Origin of the sequence: Longimicrobium sp., assembly GCF_036399935.1 — a bacterium.
Taxonomy (GTDB): Bacteria; Gemmatimonadota; Gemmatimonadetes; order Longimicrobiales; family Longimicrobiaceae; genus Longimicrobium.
Map to the genome: position 1 here is coordinate 49,544 of NZ_DASWMD010000021.1, position 23,795 is coordinate 73,338.

1 protein-coding gene is annotated in these 23,795 nt (G+C 73.2%); it reads right to left on the reverse strand.

Annotation, left to right across the window (positions count from 1 at the left end):
- Window positions 1-23,709, reverse strand: a complete 23,709-nt coding sequence (locus VGB24_RS07360) for a non-ribosomal peptide synthase/polyketide synthase (RefSeq protein ID WP_331072295.1) — start codon at window positions 23,707-23,709, stop codon at window positions 1-3.
- Window positions 23,710-23,795 lie beyond the last annotated feature (86 nt).

The following is a 23,795-nucleotide window of genomic DNA, read 5'->3' on the forward strand; positions in this document are numbered from 1 at the left end:
TCAGACTCCTGCAACGGGGTTGGATTCGGCCAACTGCTTGGCCTCGAATTCGGACATGGTGGCTACGTCTTCGTAGATCCTGCGCTCGATCTCTCCCGCCATCGCTTCCAGCGTGGGCATCGAGAACACGGTACGGATCGAGATTTCCTGATTGAACGTGGTCTGGACCACGGCGAGCAGGCGCATGATCAGCAGCGAGTGCCCGCCCAGGTCGAAGAAGCTGTCGTGCACGCCCACGCGCTCCAGGCGCAGCACCTCCGCCCAGATCTCCGCCAGCACCTCCTCGACCGGGGTGCGCGGCGCTACGTACGTCTGGGCCGCCGACGCGAGCTCCGGCGCGGGCAGCGCCCTGCGGTCCAGCTTGCCGTTCGGGGTCAGCGGCAGCGCCTCCAGGGAGACGAAGGCGGACGGCACCATGTACTCCGGCAGGCTCCGCCGCAGGTGCGCGCGCAGCGCCTCGGCCTCCGCTTCGCCTACGACGTACGCCACCAACCGCGTCTCGCCCGCGTCCGCGCGTGCCACGACCACACACTCGGCGACGCTCTCGTGCTGGCGAATCGCCGCCTCGACCTCGCCCGGCTCGATGCGGAAGCCGCGCACCTTCACCTGGAAGTCGGTGCGTCCCAGGAACTCCAGCGTCCCGTCGGCCCGCCAGCGGCCCAGGTCGCCGGTGCGGTACATCCGCGCGCCGCTTTCGCCGGAGAACGGATCGGGGACGAAGCGCTCCGCCGTCAGACCGGCGCGGCCCAGGTAGCCGCGCGCCACGCCGGCCCCGCCCACGTACAGCTCGCCCGCGACCCCCACCGGCGCCGGCTCGCCGCGCGCGTCCAGGACGTAGATCCGCGCGTTGGCGACCGGCCGGCCGATGGCGGGCGCACGGCCGTCCACGCCGCACACGTGCGAGGTGGAATCGATGGTCGCTTCGGTGGGGCCGTACAGGTTCACCACCTCGCCCGCGCCCGCCGCGCGCGCCGCCTGCACCAGCGCCGCCGAAAGCGGCTCGCCCCCGCAGAAGAGAACGCGGCAGGGGAGCGAGCGGTCCCCCGGAAGCGCGCCGAGCACCGCCTGGAGAAGGGTGGGGACGAACTGCGCGACGGTGACCCGGCCTTCTTCGACGGCACGCCCGATGGCGCCCGGGTCCCTCGCCGCGTCGGCGGAGAGGAGCAGCATCCGCGCGCCGGTGGCCAGCGGCGTCCACAGCTCCCACACGGACGCGTCGAAGGAGATCGAGGTGCGCTGCAGCACCGTGTCGCCCGCGCCGATGCCGAACGCCGCGGCCTGCCACGCGGTGTGGTTCACCAGGCTGCGATGCTCCACCATCACGCCCTTGGGGCGCCCCGTGGAGCCGGAGGTGTAGATGACGTACGCCAGGTGCCCGGGCGTGAGCCCCGCGAACGCGGGGTTCGTCTCCGGTCCATCCGCCCACGCCGGGGCGGGGTCGTCGAGCTCCACCACCGGGAGGTCCACCCCGGCGAACGCAGCGGCCAGCGACGACCGGGTGACGAGCGCCGCCGGCGCGCTGTCCTCCAGCATGGAGCGCAGCCGGCCGGCGGGGTACGCCGGGTCCAGAGGCACGTAGCCACCGCCCGCCTTGAGGATGGCCAGCAGGCCGGCGATCATCTCCGGGCCGCGCTCCACGCAGATCGCCACGCGCGCGTCCGGGCCGACGCCGAGCCCGCGGAGGTGGTGCGCCAGCCGGTTCGCGCTCCGGTTCAGCTCATCGTACGTCAGCGCGGAACCTTCGAAGACCACCGCCACCGCCCCCGGCGTGCGCGCCGCCTGCGCCTCGAACAGCTCGTGGATGCACCGGTCCGCCGGAACCTCAGCCGCCGTGCGGTTCCACTCCTCCAGCACGAGCGTGCGCTCCGCCTCCGGCAGCACGCCGATGCTCCCGATCGCCCGCCCGGGAGTAGCCTCCAACGCTTCGACCAGCCGCTCCAGCGCCGTGTGCATCAGCCGGCACACCCGCTCCGCCTCTGCCGGGGCCGCCACCTGCGCCGCCAGCGAGAAATCCTCCCCCCAATCATCCACCGCCAGCGCCACGGGGTAGTTCGTCCGCTCCTGTCCGCCAATGGCCCGAACGCCCTCTTCCCGGGCCTGCCCCGCCCCGGAGGAACGCCCGCCCCCGCCCACGTAGCGATAGTTCAGCAGCGAGGTGAACAGCGGCGCCGGTGCCGCCACGCCGCTGCTGCGCTGCGCCAGCGCCAGCGAGGCGTGCTCGTGCCGCAGCAGGTCCGCCAGCAGCGCATGCGTGCGGCGCACCGCCGCCTCGGCGCCTTCCTCGCCCACCCCGATCCGCACCGGCAGCGTGTTGATGAACGGGCCCATCACCCGGTCCGCGCCCTCGCCGCCCTGCATGCGGCCGAAGAGGAGCGTGCCGAACACCACGTCGCTCCGCCCCGAGACCCGCGCCAGCACCTGCGCCCACGCCAGGTGGCACAGGCTCGCCGCGCTCACCCCCAGCGCCCGCGCCCGCCGGCGTAGCCGTGCAGAGATCTCGCCCGCCACGGGAAGCCACGCCTCCCCGATCCCGTGTCCCTCGCCCCACACGTCCAGCATCCCGTACGGCGCCGTCGGCTCCTCCACGTCGGCCAGCATCCCGCGGAAGAAGCGCTCGTGCTCCTCGCGGCTCACCCCCAGGCGCGCCTGCGCCACGTAGTTGCGGAAGGGCAGCGGCGCAGGCAGCTCCGACTCGCGGCCCAGCAGGTGCGCCGTGATCTCTTCGCGCTGCACCTCCAGCGACTCGTGGTCGCCCGCCAGGTGGTGCATGAGCATCAGCAGCAGCCACCGCCCACACGCGCGGTCCTCGGCGACGCACGCCCGCAGCAGCGGCGCGCGCGCCACGTCCATCCGGTAGTGCCGGGGGTCGTAGCGCCGCCACAGCTGCCCGGCCGCATCCCCGTCCGCGTCCAGCTGCACCTCGTCCACCGGCAGCGGCGCGTGCCGCAACACCACCTGCACCGGCTCGCGCAGCCCCTCCCAGGCGATCGCCGTGCGGAGAACGTCGTGGCGGCCGATCACCGCCTGCAGTGCCGCCAGGTGCTGATCCAGGCGCGCGCGGGTGTCGAACTCGGTCACGCTCGACAGCAGGTACGGGTCGCCTTCCTCCGACATCAGGTGGTGGAAGAGGATGCCTTCCTGCAGCGGCGCCAGCGGGTAGATATCCTGCACGTTCGCGGCTCCGCCCGGCACCTTCGCCACGATCGCGTCGATTTCCGACTGGCTCAGCTCCACCAGCGGCAGCATCTCCGGCGTGATGGACGCGGAGCCCTCGGGGATCGCGTTCGCGGGGACCTTTACGTCCGAGGACGCCCGGCCCACGGCCAGCGCCAGCTCGGCCAGCACCGGCGTCGTGAACAGGGCCCGCACTTCCATGTACAGCCCCACCCGCCGCATCCGCTCGACCAGCTTTACCGCCAGGAGCGAGTGCCCGCCCAGCTCGAAGAAGTGGTCCCAGCGCCCCACCCGGTCCACGCCCAGCACCTCTGCCCAGATCTCCGCCAGCGCCGCCTCCACCTCGCCCAGCGGTGCCTCGTAGCTCCCGCGGGCGTACGCATCGCCCTCGGGCGCCGGCAGCGCCTTGCGGTCCAGCTTGCCGTTCGGGGTCAGCGGCAGCGCGTCGAGCGCCACGAACGCCGCGGGCACCATGTACTCCGGGAGTTCCCGGAGGAGGTGCTCGCGCAGGACCCCCGCCTCCGCATCGCCCACGACGTACGCCACCAGACGCTTCTCCCCGGCGGCGTCTTCGCGGGCCACGACCACGCAGTCGGCGACTAGCTCGCTCCGCCGCAGCGCGCCCTCGATCTCGCCCAACTCGATGCGGAAGCCGCGGATCTTCACCTGGAAGTCCAGCCGCCCCAGGTACTCGATGGCGCCGTCCGTCCGCCACCGCGCCCGGTCGCCCGTGCGGTACAGCCGTGCGCCGCCCTCCGCCGAGAACGGATCGGGGACGAAGCGCTCCGCGGTGAGCCCCGGACGATCCAGGTAGCCGCGCGCCACCTGCACACCGCCGATGTACAGCTCGCCGTCGGTCCCCACCGGCACCGGCCGCAGCGCGGCGTCCAGCACGTACAGCCGCGTGTTCCACACCGGCCGGCCGATGGGCACCACGCCGGCCGCTCCGTCGCGCGGGCAGGTCCAGCAGCTCACGTCCACGGCCGCCTCGGTGGGGCCGTACAGGTTGGTGAGCACCACGGGGCCGGCGAACCGGTCGTAGAAGCGCTCCACCAGCGCCGGCGGCAGCGCCTCGCCGCTGCAGACCACGTTGCGCAGCGACGCGCAGCGGCCGGCCTCCACCGTCTCGACGAACGGCTGCAGCATGGAGGGAACGAAGTGAAGCGTGGTCACCCCGCGCCGCTCGATCACCTCCTGCAGGTACAGCGGGTCGCGGTGGCCGTCGGGCCGCGCCATCACCAGGCAGGCGCCCTGCTGCAGCGGCCAGAAGAACTCCCACACCGACACGTCGAACGAGAACGGCGTCTTCTGCAGCACCACGTCGTCCGCGCCGATCCCGAAGTGCGCCTGCATCCACACCAGGCGGTTCACCACGCCCCGGTGCTGGTTCATCACGCCTTTGGGACGGCCGGTGGAGCCGGAGGTGTAGATGACGTACGCCAGCGAATCCGGTCCCGCGCCGGCCGCCGGGTTCTCCGCCGGGTTCGCCGCCAGCCGCTCCGCCAGGGCGTCCACCGCCAGCACCCTGACGCCGTCACGCGCGGGAACGGCCTCGCGAATGGCATCCTGCACCAGCACCAGCGGCACGGCGCTGTCGTCCAGCATGTACGCCAGCCGCTCGGCGGGAAGCCCCGGGTCCAGCGGCACGTACCCGCCCCCGGCCTTCAGCACGGCCATGAGCGAGACCACCATCTCCAGGCTCCGCTCCATCAGCACGCCCACGCGCACCTCGGGGCCCACGCCCATCGCGCGGAGGTGGTGCGCGAGACGGTTGGCGCGCGCGTTCAGCTCCGTGTAGGTGAGATGCTCGTCCTCGAAGCGCACCGCCACCGCGTCCGGCGTGCGCTCCGCCTGCGCCTCGAACAGCCCGTGGATGGAGGCACCCGCGGGATACTCCGCGTCCGTGCGGTTCCACTCGTCCACCACCTGCCGGCGCTCCGCCTCCGGCAGCACGTCGAGGCTCCCGATCGCCCGCCCGGGAGTGGCCTCCAGCGCGTCGACCAGCTGCTCCAGCGCGGCGTGCATCAGGTGGCACACCCGCTTGGCCTCTGCGGGGGCCGCCACCTGCGCGTTCAGCGAGAACGCCTCTCCCCAGTCGTCCACCGACAGCACCACCGGGTAGTTCGTCCGCTCCTGTCCATGAACGCCCCGTATGCCCTGCGCCGCCGGCCCCGCGTCCTGCGAACGCTTCGGCGCGCCGCCGTGGCGATAGTTGAGCAGCGAGGTGAACAGCGGCGCCGGGGCCGCCACACCGCTGCTGCGCTGTGCAAGCGCCAGCGAGGCGTGCTCGTGGCGCAGCAGGTCCGCCATCAGCGCGTGCGTCCTCCGCACCGCCGCCTCGGCGCCCTCCTCGCCCACCCCGATCCGCACCGGCAGCGTGTTGATGAAGGGACCCATCACCCGCTCCGCGCCCTCCCCGCCCTGCATGCGGCCGAAGAGCAGCGTCCCGAAGACCACGTCCTGCCGGCCCGTCAGCCGCGCCAGCACCTGCGCCCACGCCAGGTGGCACAGGCTGGCCGCGCTGACCCCCAGCGCCCGCGCCCGGCGGCGCAGCCGCGCGCTCAGGTCGTCCGCCACCGGAAGCCACGCTTCCCCGATCCCCAGTCCGCTCCCCCACACGTCCAGCAGCCCGTACGGCGCCGTCGGCTCCTCCACGTCCGCCAGCATGCCCGTGAAGAACCGCTCGTGCTCGTCGCGGCTCACCCCCAGGCGCGCCTGCGCCACGTAGTTGCGGAACGGCAGCGGCGCCGGCAGCTCGGATTCGCGGCCCACCAGGTGGGCGGTGACCTCTTCCTGCTGCACCTCGAGCGACGCATGGTCGCCAGTTACGTGGTGGGCGAGCATAAGCAGCAGCCATCGGCCGCGCCCGTCGTCCTCTGCGATGCACGCCCGCATCAGCGGCGCGCGTCCCAGGTCCATCCGGTAGTGCCGCGGGTCGTAGCGCCGCCACAGCTGCCCGGCCGCATCCCCATCCGCGTCCAGCTGCACCTCGTCCACCGGCAGCGGGGCGTGCCGCAAGACCACCTGCACCGGCTCGCCCAGCCCCTCCCAGGCCACGGCGGTGCGCAGGATGTCGTGCCGGTGGATCACCGCCTGCAGCGCCGCCAGGTACTGGTCCAGGCGCGCGCGGGTGTCGAACTCGGTGATGCTCGACAGCAGGTACGGGTCTCCCTCCTGCGACAGCAGGTAGTGGAAGAGGATGCCCTCCTGCAGCGGGGCGAGCGGGTAGATGTCCTGCACGTTCGAGGCGCCGCCCGGCACCCCCGCCACGATCCCGTCGATCTCCTGCTGCGTGAGATCGACCAGCGGCAGCATCTCGGGCGTGATGGACGCGGACCCCTGCGGGATCCCGTTCGCGGGAACCTGCAGCTCCGTCGACGCCCGGCCCACGGCCAGGGCCAGCTCCGCCAGCACCGGGGTGGTGAACAGGGCCCGCACTTCCATGTACAGCCCGGCACGCCGCATCTGCCCGATCAGCTTGACCGCCAGCAGCGAGTGCCCGCCCAGTTCGAAGAAGTGGTCCCACCGCCCCACCTTCTCCACCCCCAGCACCTCTGCCCAGATCCCGGCCAGCGCCGCCTCTACCTCTCCCAGCGGTGCCTCGTAGCTCCGCCGCCCGTACGCATCGCCCTCCGGAGCCGGCAGCGCCTTGCGGTCGAGCTTGCCGTTCGCGGTCAGCGGCAGCGCGTCCAGCGCCACGAAGGCGGACGGCACCATGTACTCCGGCAGCGACAGCCGCAGGTGCTCGCGCAGCGCGTCCGCGTCCACCCCCCCGACGACGTACGCCACCAGCCGGTGATCGCCCGGCACATCCTCGCGCGCCAGGACGACGGCCTCACGCACCTCCGGGTACTCGGCCAGCCGCGCCTCGATCTCGCCCAGCTCGATGCGGAAGCCCCGGATCTTCACCTGCTCGTCCAGGCGGCCCAGGTACTCCAGCGTCCCGTCCGCCTGCCACCGCACCCGGTCGCCCGTGCGATACAGCTTTCCGGCGCCGAACGGATTCTCGACGAAGCGCTGCGCCGTCAGCTCGGGTCGGTTCAGGTAGCCGCGCGCCACGCCGCCGCCGCCCACGTACAGCTCGCCCGGCACGCCCACGGGCTGCGGCCGCAGCGCGGGATCGCACACGTACAGCTGCAGGTCCGGAATGCGCACGCCGATGGGGCTCCCCGATCCGCCGAACACGTCCTCGCGGCCCAGCGGCCGGTAGGTCACGTGCACGGTGGTCTCGGTGATCCCGTACATGTTCACCAGACGCGGCGTGTCGATACCGCGGCGCTCCACCCATTCGCGCAGCGACGCGGGCTCCAGCGCCTCGCCGCCGAAGACCACCACCCGCAGCGCCAGATCGCCGCCCCGCTCGCCGTCCGCGCGGATGAACTGGCGGAAGGCCGAGGGCGTCTGGTTGAGCACGGTCACGCCCTCGCGCTGCACCAGCGCGTGGAACGCCTCCGGGTCGCGGCTCACGTCGAAGGGAACGACGACGACGCGCCCGCCGTGCAGCAGCGCGCCCCACAGCTCCCAGACCGAGAAGTCGAACGCGTACGAGTGGAACAGCGTCCACACGTCGTCCGGGCCAAAGCCGAACCACGCATCCGTGGCGCTGAACAGGCGGGCGACGTTGCGGTGCTCGATCAGCGCTCCCTTGGGCGTGCCGGTGGAGCCGGAGGTGTAGATCACGTACGCCAGCGAATCCGGCCCCGCGCCGCTCTCCGGGTTCTCCGGGCTCTCCGCCGCGATCTCCTCCGCCGCGCCGTCCAGGCTCACCACCTGCACGCCCTCCAGCGCCGGGAGCACGCCGCGCAGCGTTTCGCGCGTGAGCAGCAGCGGGGTGGCGGAGTCCGACAGGATGAACGACAGCCGCTCGGCGGGATAGCCGGGGTCCAGGGGCACGTAGGCGCCGCCCGCCTTGAGCACGGCAAGGATGGAGACGACCATCTCCAGCCCGCGCTCCAGGCAGATCCCCACCCGCACCTCGGGGCCCACGCCGCGCCGCCGCAGGGAGTGGGCGAGCTGGTTGGCGCGGGCGTTCAGCTCCGCGTAGCTCAGCGCCTCTCCTTCGTAGACGGCGGCGACCGACCCCGGCGCCCGCGCCGCCTGCGCTTCGAACAGCGCGTGGATGCACCGGTCGGCCGGATACTCCGCTTCGGTCCGATTCCAAGCCTGCAGCACCTGCTCGCGCTCCGCCTCCGGCAGCACATCCAGGCTCCCGACCGCTCGCCCGGGAGCAAGCTCCAGTGCCTCGACCAGCCGCTCCAGCGCCGTGTGCATCAGGTGGCACACCCGCTCCGCGTCGGCGGGGGCCGCCACCTGCGCGCCCAGCGAGAACTCCTCGCCCATGTCGTCCACCGAGAGCATGACGGGGTAGTTCGTCCGCTCCTGTGTGCGAAGGCCGCGCACGTTCTCGCTTGCCTGCGCCGCCTGCGGCGAACGCTTCGGCGCGGTGCCGTGGCGATAGTTGAGCAGCGAGGTGAACAGCGGCGCGGGCGCCGCCACGCCGCTGCTGCGCTGCGCCAGCGCCAGTGAGGCGTGCTCGTGCCGCAGCAGGTCGGCCAGCAGCGCATGCGTGCGCCGCACCGCCGCCTCGGCTCCTTCCTCCGCCACCCCGATCCGCACCGGCAGCGTGTTGATGAACGGGCCCATCACCCGGTCCGCGCCCTCGCCGCCCTGCATGCGGCCGAAGAACACCGTGCCGAAGACCACGTCCCGCCGGCCGGTCAGCCGCGCCAGCACCTGCGCCCACGCCAGGTGGCACAGGCTCGCCGCGCTGACCCCCAGCGCCCGCGCGCGGCTGCGCAGCCGCGCGCCCAGGTCGCCCGCGAGCGGAAGCCGCGCCTCGCCGATCCCGCGTCCCTCGCCCCAGACGTCGAGAAGCCCGTACGGCGCCGTCGGCTCCTCCACGTCGCCCAGCATCGCGCCGAAGAACCGCTCGTGCTCCTCGCGGCTCACCCCCAGGCGCGCCTGCGCCACGTAGTTGCGGAAGGGCAGCGCCGCCGGCAGCTCCGACTCGCGGCCCCGCAGGTGCGCCGAGACCTCCTCCTGCAGCACCTCCAGCGACTCGTGGTCGCTCGTCAGGTGGTGGCGCAGAATCAGCAGCAGCCACCGGCCGCTCGCGCGGTCTTCGGCGATGATCGACCGCAGCAGCGGCGCCTGCCCCAGGTCCATCTGGTAGTGCCGGGGGTCGAAGCGCCGCCACAGCTCCGCGGCCGCATCCCCCGCATCCACCGCCAGCTGCACCTCTTCCACCGCCATCGGCGCGCGGCGCCAGACCACCTGCACCGGCTCGGCCAGCCCCTCCCAGGCCACGGCCGTGCGCAGGACGTCGTGTCGGTCGATCACCGCCTGCAGTGCCCCCAGGTAGTGATCCAGGCGCGCGCGGGTGTCGAACTCGGCCGCGTTCGAAAGCAGGTACGGGTCGCCGTCCTCCGACATCAGGTGGTGGAAGAGGATCCCCTCCTGCAGCGGCGCCAGCGGATAGATGTCCTGCACGTTCGCGGCTCCGCCCGGCACCATCGCCACGATCCCGTCGATCTCCGCTTGGCTCAGCTCCACCAGCGGCAGCATCTCCGGCGTGATGGAGGCGGACCCCTCGGGGATGCCGTTCGCGGGGACCTCCACGTCCGAAGACGCGCCGCCCACGGCCAGGGCCAGCTCGGCCAGCACCGGCGTGGTGAACAGGGCCCGCACTTCCATGTACAGCCCCGCGCGCCGCATCCGCTCGATCAGCTTGACGGCCAGGAGCGAGTGCCCGCCCAGCTCGAAGAAGTGGTCCCAGCGACCGACCTTTTCGAGGCCGAGCACCTCTCCCCAGATCTCCGCCAGCGCCGCCTCGACCTCGCCCACCGGCGCCTCGTAGCTCCCGCGGGCATAGGCATCGCCCTCCGGCACCGGCAGCGCCTTGCGGTCCAGCTTGCCGTTGGGTGTGAGCGGCAGCCGGTCCATCGGGACGAACGCGGACGGGACCATGTACTCCGGGAGTGCCCGGAGCAGGTGCTCGCGCAGGGCTGCCGCTTCCGCATCGCCCACCAGGTACGCCACCAGCCGCTTGTCACCCGGCTGGTCCTCGCGCATGGTCACCCGGGCTTCGCGCACTCCCGGATATGCGACGATCGCCGCCTCCACCTCGCCCGGCTCGATGCGGAAGCCGCGGATCTTCACCTGGTCGTCCAGGCGGCCCATGAACTCCAGCTTCCCCTCGGCCCGCCACCGCGCCCGGTCGCCCGTGCGGTACATGCGCGCGCCGGGTTCCGAAGCGAAGGGATCGGGGATGAAGCGCTCGGCCGTCTGCCCCGGCCGGCCCAGGTAGCCGCGCACCACGCCGTGCCCGCCGATGCACAGCTCGCCGGGAACGCCCACGGGCAGCGGCTCGCCCGCCGGTTCCACGACGTAGGCCCGCGCGTTGGGAATCGGCCGGCCGATGGATACGGTGGCGGCGTTCTCCTCCACCTCGTCCACGATCTCCAGCGTGCACCACACCGTCGCTTCCGTCGGGCCGTACTCGTGCAGCACGCGAGCAGGCTTCCCCTCGCGCAGCATCGTCCGCACGCCCTCCGTCCCCACCGCCTCGGCGCCGAAGACCAGCTGCCGCAGGCTCGCGTAGACGTCCACCTGCTCGCGCACGTGCTGGTTGAAGAGCGCGGCGGTCTGGTAGAGGTGCGTAATGCCCCGCTCGCGCAGCGCATCGCCCAGCAGCGGCGCGGAAAGGAGCACGTCGCGCTCGATGCCGACCAGCGTGGCGCCGTTCAGCAGCGCGCCCCAGATCTCGAACACGGCCGCGTCGAAGCTGGCGTTCGAGGCCTGCGCCACGCGGTCGCTGGGGCCGATGGGCATCGTCCCGGGGAGGCCGGCGGCGTACTGCACCACCTCGCGGTGGGCCATCATCACGCCCTTGGGGCGCCCCGTGCTCCCGCTGGTGTAGAAGACGTAGGCGAGGTTCCCCGCCGACGCGTTCGCCGAGAGGGGATGATCCGGCTCGGCGGCGAGCACCTCCGCCACCTGGTCAAGGAGAACGACGTGGAGACCCGACCCGGCCAACGGGGCGGCGAGCTCACCTTCGCTCAGCAGGACGCGGACGGCGGAGTCGGCCAGCATCAGCGCCATCCGCTCGGGCGGATAGGTGGTGTCCACCGGGACGCAGCACGCGCCGGACTTCAGCACCGCCAGCGTGGCGACCACCGTTTCCAGGCTGCGCTCCAGGCAGATTCCCACCCGCACCTCGGGGCCGGCGCCCAGGCCGGCGAGGTAGTGCGCCAGACGGTTGGCGCGCGCGTCCAGCTCGCGGTAGGTGAGCGACTCGTCCCCGAAGCGCACGGCCACCGCGTCCGGCGAGCGCGCCACCTGCGCCTCGAACAGCTCGTGGATGCACCGGTCCGCCGGATACGCGGCGGCCGTGTCGTTCCACGCCTCCAGCACCTGCTCGCGCTCCGCCGGGCCGAGCAGCTCCAGCCCCGAAAGCCGCACGTCCGCGTCCGCCGCCACCTGCGCCAGCACCCGCTGCAGGTGCCCGAGCATCCGCACCATCGTGCCGCGCTCGAAGAGGTCGGTGCTGTAGTTCAGTCCGCCGCGCAGCCCCTGCGGGGTCGCCGCGAGCTCCAGGGACAGATCGAACTGGGCGTTCTCCGTGGCCGCTCCGAACCCGCTGACCTCCACCTCCGGCAGCGCGCCTCCGCCGCTCTCGGCGTTCTGCAGCGCGAACATCACCTGGAAGAGGGGCGAGTGGCTCAGGGAGCGCTCCGGCTGCAGCTCGGCCACCAGCTTCTCGAAGGGCACCTCCTGGTGCGCGTACGCGCCCAGCGTCGCTTCCCGCACCCGCCGCAGCACCGTGCGGAAGCCGGGATCTCCACCGAGGTCGGTACGCAGCACCAGCGTGTTGACGAAGAAGCCGATCAGCTCCTCCACCTCGCCGCGCGTGCGGCCGGCGATGGCGGTCCCCACCACCACGTCGTCGCTGCCGGCGTACTTGCCCAGCAGCACCTGGAAGGCGGCCAGCAGCGTCATGTACAGCGTTGCGCCCTCGCTCCGCCCCAGCGCCTGCAACCGCTCCAGCAGCTCCAGCGAGAATTCCACGGGGACCGTCGTGCCCCGGTACGTCTGCACCGCCGGGCGGGGATGGTCCGTGGGCACTTCCAGCAGCTCCGGCGCGCCCGCCAGGCGCTCCTTCCAGTACGCCAGCTGCCGGTCCAGGGCCTCGCCTTCCAGCTGCTCGCGCTGCCACACCGCGTAGTCGGCGTACTGCACGGGCAGCTCCGGCAGCGGCGATTCGCGCCCGTCGCGGTACGCCGCGTACAGCGCCGACAGCTCGCGGTACAGCACCCCCATGCTCCACCCGTCGCTGACGATGTGGTGCATGGAGAGCAGGAGCACGTGGTCCTCGGCGCCCAGCCGCAGCAGCACCGCGCGGAACAGCGGCCCCGCCGACAGGTCGAACGGCTGCTGCGCCTCTTCGACGGCGCGGCGCCTGAGCGCCGCCTCGCGATCCGCCGCGCCGAGCGCCGACAGGTCTTCCATCGGCACCGCGAAGCCGGCGAACGGCGCGATCACCTGCACCGGCGAGCCGTCCACCTCGCGGAAGACCGTGCGCAGCGCCTCGTGGCGCCGGACGATCTCGGACAGCGTCCGCTCCAGTGCGGGCACGTCCAGCGCACCCTCCAGGCGCCGTGCCATGGGCATGTTGTAGAGGGCGCTTCCCGGCTCCAGCCGGTCGATGAACCAGAGCCGCTCCTGCGCAAAGGAGAGCGGCAGCGGTCCCGTGCGCGGCACCGGCACCACCGCCGGCAGCACGGGCAGCTCGGCGCGGCGCATCTCCTCCACGCGCCCGGCCAGCTCCGCTACGGTGGGTCCCTCGAAGAGCGCCCGCAGCGGCAGCTCCACCCCGAACGCCTCGCGCACCGCCGACACCACCCGCGTGGCCAGCAGCGAGTGCCCGCCCAGCTCGAAGAAGCTCTCCGTCACCCCCACCTGCTCCAGGCGCAGCACCTCGGCCCAGATCCCCGCCAGCACCTCCTCCGCGGGCGTCCGCGGCGCCAGGTACTGGTCCGCCTGGGCCGCGTAGTCCGGCGCAGGCAGCGCCTTGCGGTCCAGCTTGCCGTTAGGCGTCAGCGGAAGCGCGTCGAGCACCACGAACGCCGCCGGCACCATGTACTCGGGCAGGCTCCGCCGCAGGTGCTCGCGCAGTTCCTCCGCCTCCACGCCACCGGTCACGTACGCCACCAGCCGCTGGTCGCCCGCGTCCTCGCGCGCCACGACCACGCAGTCGGTGACGTCTTCGTGGGCCCGCAGCACCGCCTCGATCTCCCCCGGCTCGATGCGGAAGCCGCGCACCTTCACCTGCGTGTCAACGCGACCCAGGAACTCCAGCGTCCCGTCCGCCCGCCAGCGCGCCCGGTCGCCCGTGCGATAGAGGCGTGCGCCCGGATCGGCGGAGAAGGGATCGGGGATGAAGCGCTCCGCCGTCAGGCCGGGACGGCCCAGGTACCCGCGTGCCACCCCCGCCCCGCCAATCAGGAGCTCGCCCGGGACGCCCACCGGCTGCGCGCCACTTTGCACATTGCAGACGTACAGGCGCACGTTCCCCAGGGGACGGCCGATCGGGTGGCCGAACACGACCCCGTCCACCGGGTGCGTGGAGGCCAGGATGGTCCCCTCCGTGGGCCCGTAGAGGACGTGCGACTCCGCCCCCGGAAGCGCCTCGCGCATCTCCGCCAGCAGGTCGGCCGCGACGCGGTCGCCGCCTACGAAGGCGCGCCGCAGCCGAGCGAGCCGGGGCGTCTCGCGCTCCGCCTGGACCAGCTGCCGCATCAGCGCGGGGACCGCGTGCACGAGCGTGGCGTCGGCGATCTCCTGCACGAGCGCGGGCACGTCCATCACCCGCTCGCGCTCCACCAGGCGTACCGCCGCGCCGGAGGTCAGCGGCAGCAGCGCCTCGAAGAGCCAGATGTCGAAGGCGTACGAGGCCATCGCCGGCATCAGGTCGCCCTCGTCCACCCCGAACGCCTCGCGCGTGGTCGCCAGGAGGTTGGCCAGCGAGCCATGCTGCACCAGCACCCCCTTGGGCGTCCCGGTGGAGCCGGAGGTGTAGATCACGTACGCCAGGTGCCCAGGGGAAACGCTACGTTCCGGGTTCTCGGCGGACTTTGCTGCGACCGAGTCCCGGTCCACGCTCACCACCGCGACGCCGTCGCTCAGGGAGAGCGCCGCACGCAGCGATTCCTGCGTCACCAGCACGGGCACGGCGGCGTCGGCCAGCATGAATGCCAGCCGCTCCGCGGGATAGGCGGGGTCCAGCGGGACGTACGCGCCGCCGGCCTTGAGCACGGCCAAGACGGAGACGACCATCTCCGGGCCCGGCTCCAGGCAGATCGCGACCCGCGTCTCTGCCCCGACACCGAGGCCGGCGAGATGGTGCGCCAGCCGGTTGGCGCGCTCGTTCAGCTTGCCGTAGGTGAGCGATTCCTCGCGGAAGCGCACGGCCACGGCGTCCGGGGTGCGCGCCGCCTGCGCCTCGAACTGCTCGTGGATGCACCCGTCCGCGGAATAATCCGCCTCGGTCCGGTTCCAGGCATCCACCACCAGGCCGCGCTCGTCCGCCGAGAGCAGCTCCAGGCGCGAGAGGCGCACGTCCGCGTCCGCGGCCACCTGCTCCAATACGCGCTCCAGGTGGCCGAGCAGCCGCTCGACCGTGCCGCGCTCGAAGAGGTCGGTGCTGTAGTTCAGTCCGCCGCGCAGCCCCTGCGGGGTCGCCGCGAGCGTCAGGGAGAGGTCGAACTTGGCGACCTCCATGGCCGCTCCGCCTCCGCTCACCTCCAGCCCCGGAAGCGCCGCTCCCCCGCTGCCGACGTCCTGCAGCGTGAACATCACCTGGAACAGGGGCGAGTGGCTTAAGGACCGCTCCGGCTGCAGCTCGGCCACGAGGCGCTCGAAGGGCACCTCCTGGTGAGCGTATGCGCCCAGCGTCGCTTCCCGCACCTGCCGCAGCACGTCGCGGAACCCCGGATCCCCCGATAGGTCGGTGCGCAGCACCAGCGTGTTGACGAAGAAGCCGATCAGCCCCTCCACCTCGCCGCGCGTGCGCCCCGCGATTGGGCTCCCCACCACCACGTCGTCGCTGCCGGCGTACCTGCCCAGCAGCACCTGGAAGGCGGAGAGCAGCGTCATGTACAGCGTGGCCCCTTCGCTCCGCCCCAGCGCCTGCAACCGCTCCAGCAGCTCCGCGGAAAGCTCCACCGGCACCGTCGCGCCCCGGAACGTCTGCACCGCCGCGCGGGGATGGTCCGAAGGCAGCTCCAGCAGCTCGGGCGCACCCGCCATCCGCTCGCGCCAGTAGGCCAGCTGCCGGTCCAGCACCTCACCCGCCCGCTCGCGCTGCCACACCGCGTAGTCGGCGTACTGCACCGGCAGCTCGGGCAGCGGCGACGCGTCGCCGCGCGCGAACGCCTCGTACAGCGCGCTCAGCTCACCGAAGAGCACCCCCATGCTCCACCCGTCGCTGACGATGTGGTGCATCGAGATCAGCAGCAGGTGGTCATCGGCGCCCAGACGCAGCAGCGCCGCGCGGAAGAGGGGGCCCGCGGCGAGGTCGAACGGCCGCAGCGCCTCTTCACCGGTGCGGCGCCTGGCCGCCGCCGCGCGATCCGCCTCGCTCAGGCCCGACAGGTCTTCCACCGGCAGCTCGAACCCGGCGAACGGCGCGATCACCTGCACCGGCGAGCCGTCCACTTCCGCGAAAACGGTCCGCAGCGCCTCGTGGCGCCGGACGATCTCGCCGAGCGTCCGCTCCAGCGCCGCGTGGTCCAGGGCTCCGCCCAGGCGCCATGCACCGGGAAGGTTGTAGGCGGTGCTCCCCGGCTCCAGCCGGTCGATGAACCAGAGCCGCTCCTGCGCAAAGGACAGCGGCAGCGGCGAGCCGTCGCGCGGCACCGGCACCACCGGCGGGACGCTCGCGTCGCCCAGCGTCTCCGCCCGGAGCGCCTCTACGCGGCCCGCCAGCTCGGCCAGCGTGGGCGCCTCGAAGACCGCCCGCAGCGGCAGCTCGGTCCCGAACGTTTCCCGCACCCGCGACACCAGCTGCGTGGCGAGCAGCGAGTGGCCGCCCAGGTCGAAGAAGTTGTCTTCGCCGCCAACGCGCTCCACCCCCAGCACCTCGGCCCAGATCGCCGCCATCCGCTCCTCGGCCGGCGTGCGCGGCGCCACGTACGTCCCGGCGCCCGAGCCGAGCGTGTCGGGCGCGGGCAGCGCCGCCCGGTCTACCTTGCCGTTGGGGGTGACGGGGAACGCCTCCAGCACCACGAAGGCGCTCGGCACCATGTACTCCGGCAGCCGGGCGCGCGCGGCCTCGCGGAGCGCGGGGACGAGCGCGCGCATGCGGCGGCCCCACTGCGGATCGTTCGCATAGCTTTCCCACGGCCGCTCCGCATCCAGCGCGGCGGGAACGTGCGCGACGTCGCCGGCGGGGTGGACGAGCACGTCCAGCGTGCCGGACGCGCCGGGGCGCACCTCGATCTCCCGCCCCAGCTCGCCGGCCAGGGCGAACAGCGCCTCGGGGGCGATGCCGCCCGCGTCCCGGGCCGCCAGCGCGCGCACCGCCGCAGCGTCGGTCTCGTCACGGCCGCGGGATACCAGCTCGTACGCGCAGACGTGCTCGCGGACCCGCGCGTCGGGCACGCCGCGGACGAGCAGCGCCGACGCGCTTTCCTCCGCCAGCGCTCGCAGGCCGCTCACGTCCTCGCCGCTCCACTCGTGGACGACGGGCGCCGAAGCGGCGGCGGGCACGTCCAGGTGGAGAACGACGTCGTAGCGGAAGCGTGAGACCTCGTTGTCGTACTCGCCCCGCTTCACCTGCACTTCCACGCGCCCGAGCCGCGGCATCCGCGCCCGCACGGCCTCGAACAGCGCCTGGTCGACCAGCAGTTCCTGCTCTTCCGCGATCCCGCGCCGCACCCGCGCCTGCAGCTGCGCGGCAGGGAGGCCGTCGGGTGAGCGGGCGAGCTCCACTGAGGCGTGGAACGCCCCGGCCAGCGGCAGGCTGCGCACATCGCCCACGAAGATCCGCCCGCCCAGCCGCAGCGCCGCGGCGGCGCCCTCCAGCACGCGCAGCAGGTAGTCCAGGTCCGGGAAGTACTGCGCGACCGAGTTGACGACCACCAGGTCGAACTCCGCCCCCACGAAGCCGTCCAGCCGGTCGGCCTCAGCCTCGGAGAGCGACACCTGCGGAAGTCCCGCGGCGTGCCGGCGCACGTGCTCCAGCGCCACCCCCGAGAAGTCGGTGCCGTGGTAGGCACGCGTGTGCGGCGCCACCCGGAACAGCAGCAGCCCCGTCCCGCAGCCGACCTCCAGCACCCGCTCCGGACGGAGGGCCAGGATGCGATCCGCCGTGTCCTCGACCCAGGCGCGCATCTCCTCGCGCGGGATCGGCTCGCCCGTGTAGCTGCTGTTCCACCCCTTCAGCTGCAGGGTGGGATCTTCGTCCTCCTCGTCCTGCGCGTAGGTGTCGTCGAAGAGCGTTTCCCACTCCGACACCTGCGCCCTGCCGCCGGCGGCCTCGGCGCCGTCCGAGCCCGGGACCACGTAGGCCACCAGGCGCCTGTCACCGGGCGCGTCCTCCCGAGCCAGCACCACGGCCTCGCGCACGCCGGGCTCGCCGCGCAGCACGGCCTCGATCTCGCCGGGCTCGATGCGGAAGCCGCGCACCTTCACCTGCTCGTCGGCGCGGCCCAGGAACTCCAGGACGCCGTCCGCGCGCCAGCGGGCGCGGTCGCCCGTGCGGTAGGCCCGCTCCGCGCCAATGCCGACGAACTTCTCGGCGTTCAGCTCCGGCCGGCCCAGGTAGCCCCGCGCGACGCCGCCGCCCGAGATCCACACCTCGCCCGGCACCCCGACGGGCGACATCTCGCCGCGCGGGCCGCGGACGGCCAGGCGCACGCCGGGCAGCGGCCGCCCGAGCGGGTGCCCGGCGACCGCGCCCTCCGCGGGCACGGCATACGTCGCGCAGATGATCGTCGCCTCGGTGGGCCCGTAGAGAACACGCGTCCGGGCCGCGGGGAACACCTCGCGCATGTCCTCCAGCAGGTCGGGCGCAACCGTGTCGCCGCCCACCAGCAGGAGCCGCAGCGAGGAAAGCATCCGCCCGCCCCGCACCACCTCCACCACCTGCCGCATCAGCGCGGGAACGGCGTGCAGCACGCTCACGTCCGCCGCGGCCTCCACCAGCGTCTCAGGATCCCGCGCCACCTCGGGCGGAACGATCCGCACCCCGCCCCCGGCCAGGAGCGGGGTGAGCAGCTCCAGCAGCGAGATGTCGAACGCGGTCGAGGCGAGCGCCGCCACCACGTCACCCGGGGCGAAGCCGAGCGTTTCCAGGCTGGCACCCAGGGTGTGGGCGAGATGCGCGTGCTCCACCATCACCGCCTTGGGGGTGCCGGTGGAGCCCGACGTGTAGATCAGGTATGCGAGGCCGCCGGGGCCGCCGTCACCGTGGAGCTCCAGCTCTCCATCGGGGACATCCTGCGCGGTGGAGTCGAGCAGCTGGACGTCCGCCTCGCGCGCCACGAGCGCCCCGGCCAGCGGAAGGTCGGAAACGACGAGCTTGGCCCCGGAGTCGTGCAGGAAGAAGGCAAGGCGCTCCACCGGGTGGCCCGGGTCCATCGGCAGGTAGACGCCGCCCATCTTCCAGACCGCCAGCAGTGCGACGACAGCCTGCGGACCACGCTCCAGGCAGACGGCGATGGTGGCGCCCGGCAGGGCCCGGGCGCGCAGCCGCCGCGCGAGGCGCTCGGCGCGCGCGTCCAGCTCGGCGTAGGTGAGCGACTCCCCCGCGAACAGCAGGGCCGGGGCCTCGGGCGTGCGGGCGGCCTGCGCCCCGAACAGGTGGTGCACCGGGACGCAGGCGTCCTCGCGCGCCGGACCGCTCCCGTATTCGAGGAGCGTCCGCGCCTCCGGCTCCGGAAGGATGGACAGGCGCGACAGGCGCTCTTCCGGCGCGGCGGCCGCCGCGGCCAGCACGGCGCCGTACTGCTCCGCGAAGCGCCCCATGGTGGCGGCGTCGAACAGGTCCGTCCGGAAGCGCAGGCTCCCGAACATCTCCTCGCCCACCTCCCTGAGGTCCAGCTCCAGGTCGAAGTGCACCGTCTGCACCTCGCCCCCGAACGGCTCCAGCCGGACTTCGGAAACGGCCGCCCCCCCGCCGGTGTCCGCGTTCTGGAGCGCGAACATCACCTGGAAGAGCGGCGTGTGCGACAGGCCCCGCTCCGGGGCCACCTCCTCCACCAGCCGCTCGAACGGCAGCTCCTGGTGGGCGTACGCCCCCAGCGCCGTTTCGCGCACGCGGCGCACGAGCTCCTGGAACGACGGGTCGCCGGACAGGTCGATGCGCAGCGCGAGCGTGTTGATGAAGAAGCCGATCAGCCCCTCCGTCCCCACCTGCGTGCGTCCCGCGATCGGCGACCCCACCACCAGGTCCTCCTGCCCCGACCAGCGCGAGAGCAGCAGGTCCAGCGCGGCGTGCGTCACCATGTAGAGCGTCGCCCCCTCGCGCCGGGCGAGAGCGCGAAGGCCGCGCGTGACGTCCGCGGGAAGGCGGAGCATGAGCGCGGCGCCGCGCGAGCTCGCCACGGCGGGGCGCGGGCGGTCGGTCGGCAGCTCCAGTGCGGGGGGCGCGCCGCCCAGCCGCTCCCGCCACCAGTCGAGCTGCCGCTGGAGCACGTCGCCCTGCAGCCAGCCGCGCTGCCACACGGCGAAGTCGGCGTACTGCACCGCGAGCGGCGGCAGCGGCGGCGCCGTCGATGCCGTCGGTGCCGCACCGGAGGCCGGCGAGAACGATTCGTAGAGGGTGAACAGCTCGCGGAAGAGCACGCCCATGCTCCACCCGTCGCTGACGATGTGGTGCATGGTGAGCAGGAGCACGTGCTCCTCGCCCGAGAGGCGCACGAGCGTCGCGCGGAGCAGCGGACCGCGCTCCAGGTCGAACGGGCACTCCGCGTCCTCGCGCGCCAGGCGGCGCGCCTCCTGCTCGCGCACTTCCGGCGCGAGTTCGGTGAGGTCCAGCACCGGCAGCTCCGCGGGCGCGGCCGGGTGGATGACCTGCACGGCACCCTGCTCCACCGGCTGGAAGGTGGTGCGCAGCGCCTCGTGGCGGCTCACCAGCTCGCCCAGCGCGCGCTCCAGCGCGCCCGCGTCGAGGCTCCCCCGCAGCCGGCGCGACCAGGGCATGTTGTAGCCCGCGCCCTCCGGCTCCATCTGCTGCAGGAACCAGAGCCGCTCCTGCGCAAAGGAGAGCGGCAGCGGCGCGTCCCGGCCCACGGGAACGAGCGGCGGGAGGGCGGCGCTCCCGCCCTCGCGCCGCAGTTCCTCCACGCGCCCGGCCAACTCCGCCACCGTCGGTCCCTCGAAGAACGCCCGCAGCGGCAGTTCCACCCCGAACAGCTCGCGCACCCGCGAAACCACCCGCGTGGCCAGCAGCGAGTGCCCGCCCAGGTCGAAGAAGCTTTCCGTCACCCCCGCCCGCTCCAGGCGCAGCACCTCGGCCCATATCCCCGCCAGCACCTCCTCCACGGGGTTCCGCGGCGCCACGTAGCGATCCTCCGCCGAGGCGTACTCCGGCGCGGGGAGCGCCCTGACGTCGAGCTTGCCCGCGGGAGTCAGCGGCAGCCGCTCCACGGACACGAACGCGCCAGGGACCATGTAGTCCGGCAGCGACAGCCGCAGGTGTGCCCGCAGCGCCTCCGCGTCCGCCCCGCCGACGACGTACGCCACGAGCCGCTGCTCGCCTGGCACGTCCTCGCGCACGATCACCCGCGCCTCCTGCACGTCGGCGTGGGCGGTCAGCGTCGCCTCGATCTCGCCCGGCTCGATGCGGAAGCCGCGCACCTTCACCTGCGCGTCCACCCGGCCGATGAACTCCAGCCGGCCGTCCGCTATCCAGCGCAGCCGGTCGCCCGTGCGGTACATCCGCGCACCGGGCTCCGCCGCGAACGGGTCGGGAAGGAAGCGCTCCGCCGTGAGCCCCGGACGATCGAGGTAGCCGCGTACCACCCCGTCACCGCCCACGTACGCTTCGCCGGGCACACCCACCGGCAGCGGGTTGAGGGCGGAATCGAGCAGATAGATCCGCTGGTTGCCGGTGGGGCGGCCCACGGAGACGGTGAGCGCGTCTTCCGCCACCTGCTCCACCTGCTCCCACGAGCACCAGGCGGTCGTCTCTGTCGGGCCGTACATGTGCAGCAGGCGCTCGGGGCCACCCGCCTTCAGCAGCCGGCGCACGCTGCCGGGGTCCACCGCCTGCCCGCCGAAGAGCACCTCGCGAAGCGGCGCGAACACGTCCGGCTGCTCGCGCGAGAGCTGGTTCAGCAGCGCCGTCGTCTGGTACAGCGTGGTGATCCGCTCCTCGCGCAGCATCTCGCGAAGCGCGGGAGGCGAAAGGAGCACGTCGCGGGGAATCCCGACGAGCGTGGCGCCATTGAGGAACGCGCCCCACGCCTCGAAGGTCAGCGCGTCGAAGCTTGCGTTCGACGCCTGCGCCACGCGATCTCCGGGATGGAACCGCACGTAGTCGGTGTCGACGACGAGCTGGACGACATGGCGGTGCGCCACCATCACGCCCTTGGGCTTGCCCGTGCTGCCGCTGGTGTAGACGATGTACGCCAGGTTCTCCGCCGTGGCGCCGCTGACCGGCGCTTCGGGCGATTCCGACGCGAGCGCGTCCGCGACCTGGTCCAGGTGGACGACGTCCAGACCCCCGCCCTCCACCACCCCCGCCAGGTCGCCGCGGGTGAGCAGCACGCGAACGCTGCTGTCGGCGAGCATCAGGCGCAGCCGCTCAGGCGGATAGCCGGGGTCCAGCGGCACGTACGCGCCGCCCGCCTTCAGCACCGCCAGCATCGAGACGACGAGCTCCGCGCTCCGCTCCAGCAGCACGCCCACGCGAGCGTCGGGGCCCACGCTCAGGCCGGCGAGGTGATTGGCGAGCTGGTTGGCCCGCGCATCCAGCTCCCGGTAGGTCAGCGACTCCTCGCCCCAGACCAGCGCCACGGCACCGGGCCGCTCCCGCACCTGCGCGTCGAAGAGCTCGTGGATGCACACGCCGCGCGGGTACGGCCGCTCCGTGCGGTTCCACTCCCCGACGACCCGGGCGCGCTCCTCCGGCCCGGTGAGCGCCAGGAGGGAGAGGCGCACGTCCGCGTCGGCGGCCACCTGCTCCAGCACCCGCGCCAGGTGGCCCAGCATCCGCTCGATCGTCCCGCGCTCGAACAGGTCCGTGGCGTAGCTGAGGCCGCCGCGCAGCCCCTGGGCGGTTTCCGCCAGGCTCAGCGACAGGTCGAACTTGGCGACCTCGAACTCCGTCTCCACTTCCCGCACGCCCAGCCCCGCGAACCTGCCGCCCGTGCCCTGCGCGTTGTCGAGCGTGAACGCCACCTGGAACAGCGGCGAGTGGCTCAACGACCGCTCCGGGCTCAGCTCCGCCACCAGCTTTTCGAAGGGCACCTCCTGGTGCTCGTACGCGCCCAGCGTCACCTCGCGCACCCGCCCCAGCACCGCACGAAAGCTCGGATCGCCCGAGAGGTTGGTGCGCAGCACCAGCGTGTTGACGAAGAAGCCGATCAGCCCCTTCACCTCGTCGCGCTCGCGCCCGGCGATCGGGCTGCCCACGACGACGTCCTCGCTCCCGCTGTACTTCGACAGCAGCACCTGGAAGGCGGCCAGCGCAACCATGTACAGCGTTGCACCCTCCTTGCGTCCCAGCGCCTGCAGCCGCTCCAGCAGCTCCGCGGAAAGCTCCACCGGCACCGTCGCCCCCCGGTGCGACTGCACCGCCGGGCGCGGATGGTCCCCAGGCAGCTCCAGCAGCTCGGGCGCACCCGCCAGCCGCTCCCGCCAGTACGCCAGCTGCCGGTCCAGCACCTCGCTCGCCAGCTGCTCGCGCTGCCACACGGCGTAGTCCGCGTACTGCACCGCCAGCTCCGGCAGCGGCGACTCCCGCCCGTCGCGGTACGCTTCGTACAGCACCGAGAACTCGCGCGAAAGCACCCCCATGCTCCACCCGTCGCTGACGATGTGGTGCATGGAAAGCAGCAGCACGTGGTCCTCCGCGCCCAGCCGCAGCAGCGCCGCACGGAAGAGCGGGCCCGTGGCGAGGTCGAACGGGCGTGCCGCCTCTTCGCCGGCGCGCCGCCCGACCGCCGTCTCGCGATCGGCCTCACCCAGCCCCGACAGGTCCTCCACCGGCAGGGAGAACCCGGCGAAGGGCGCGATCACCTGCACCGGCGAGCCGTCCGCCTCGGCGAACACCGTCCGCAGCGCCTCGTGCCGCCGCACGATCTCTCTCAAGCTCCGCTCCACCGCCCGCTCGTCCAGCGCGCCCGTCAGGCGCAGCGCGGCCGGGAGGGTGTACGTGGCGCTCCCCGGCTCCAGCTGGTCGATGAACCAGAGCCGCTCCTGCGCGAACGACAGCGGCAGCCCACCGTCCCGGGCGGCCGGCACGATCGGCGGAAGCTCCGACCGCTCCCCCACCAGCTTGCGCGCCCGCGCCAGCCTCAGGAGTTCCATGCGCTGCGCCGGCGTCAGATCGGTGAGTGTCGCGTTCATGATCTGGTGACGCCGATGAAGACGGTGTGTGCAACGCGCACGGCTCC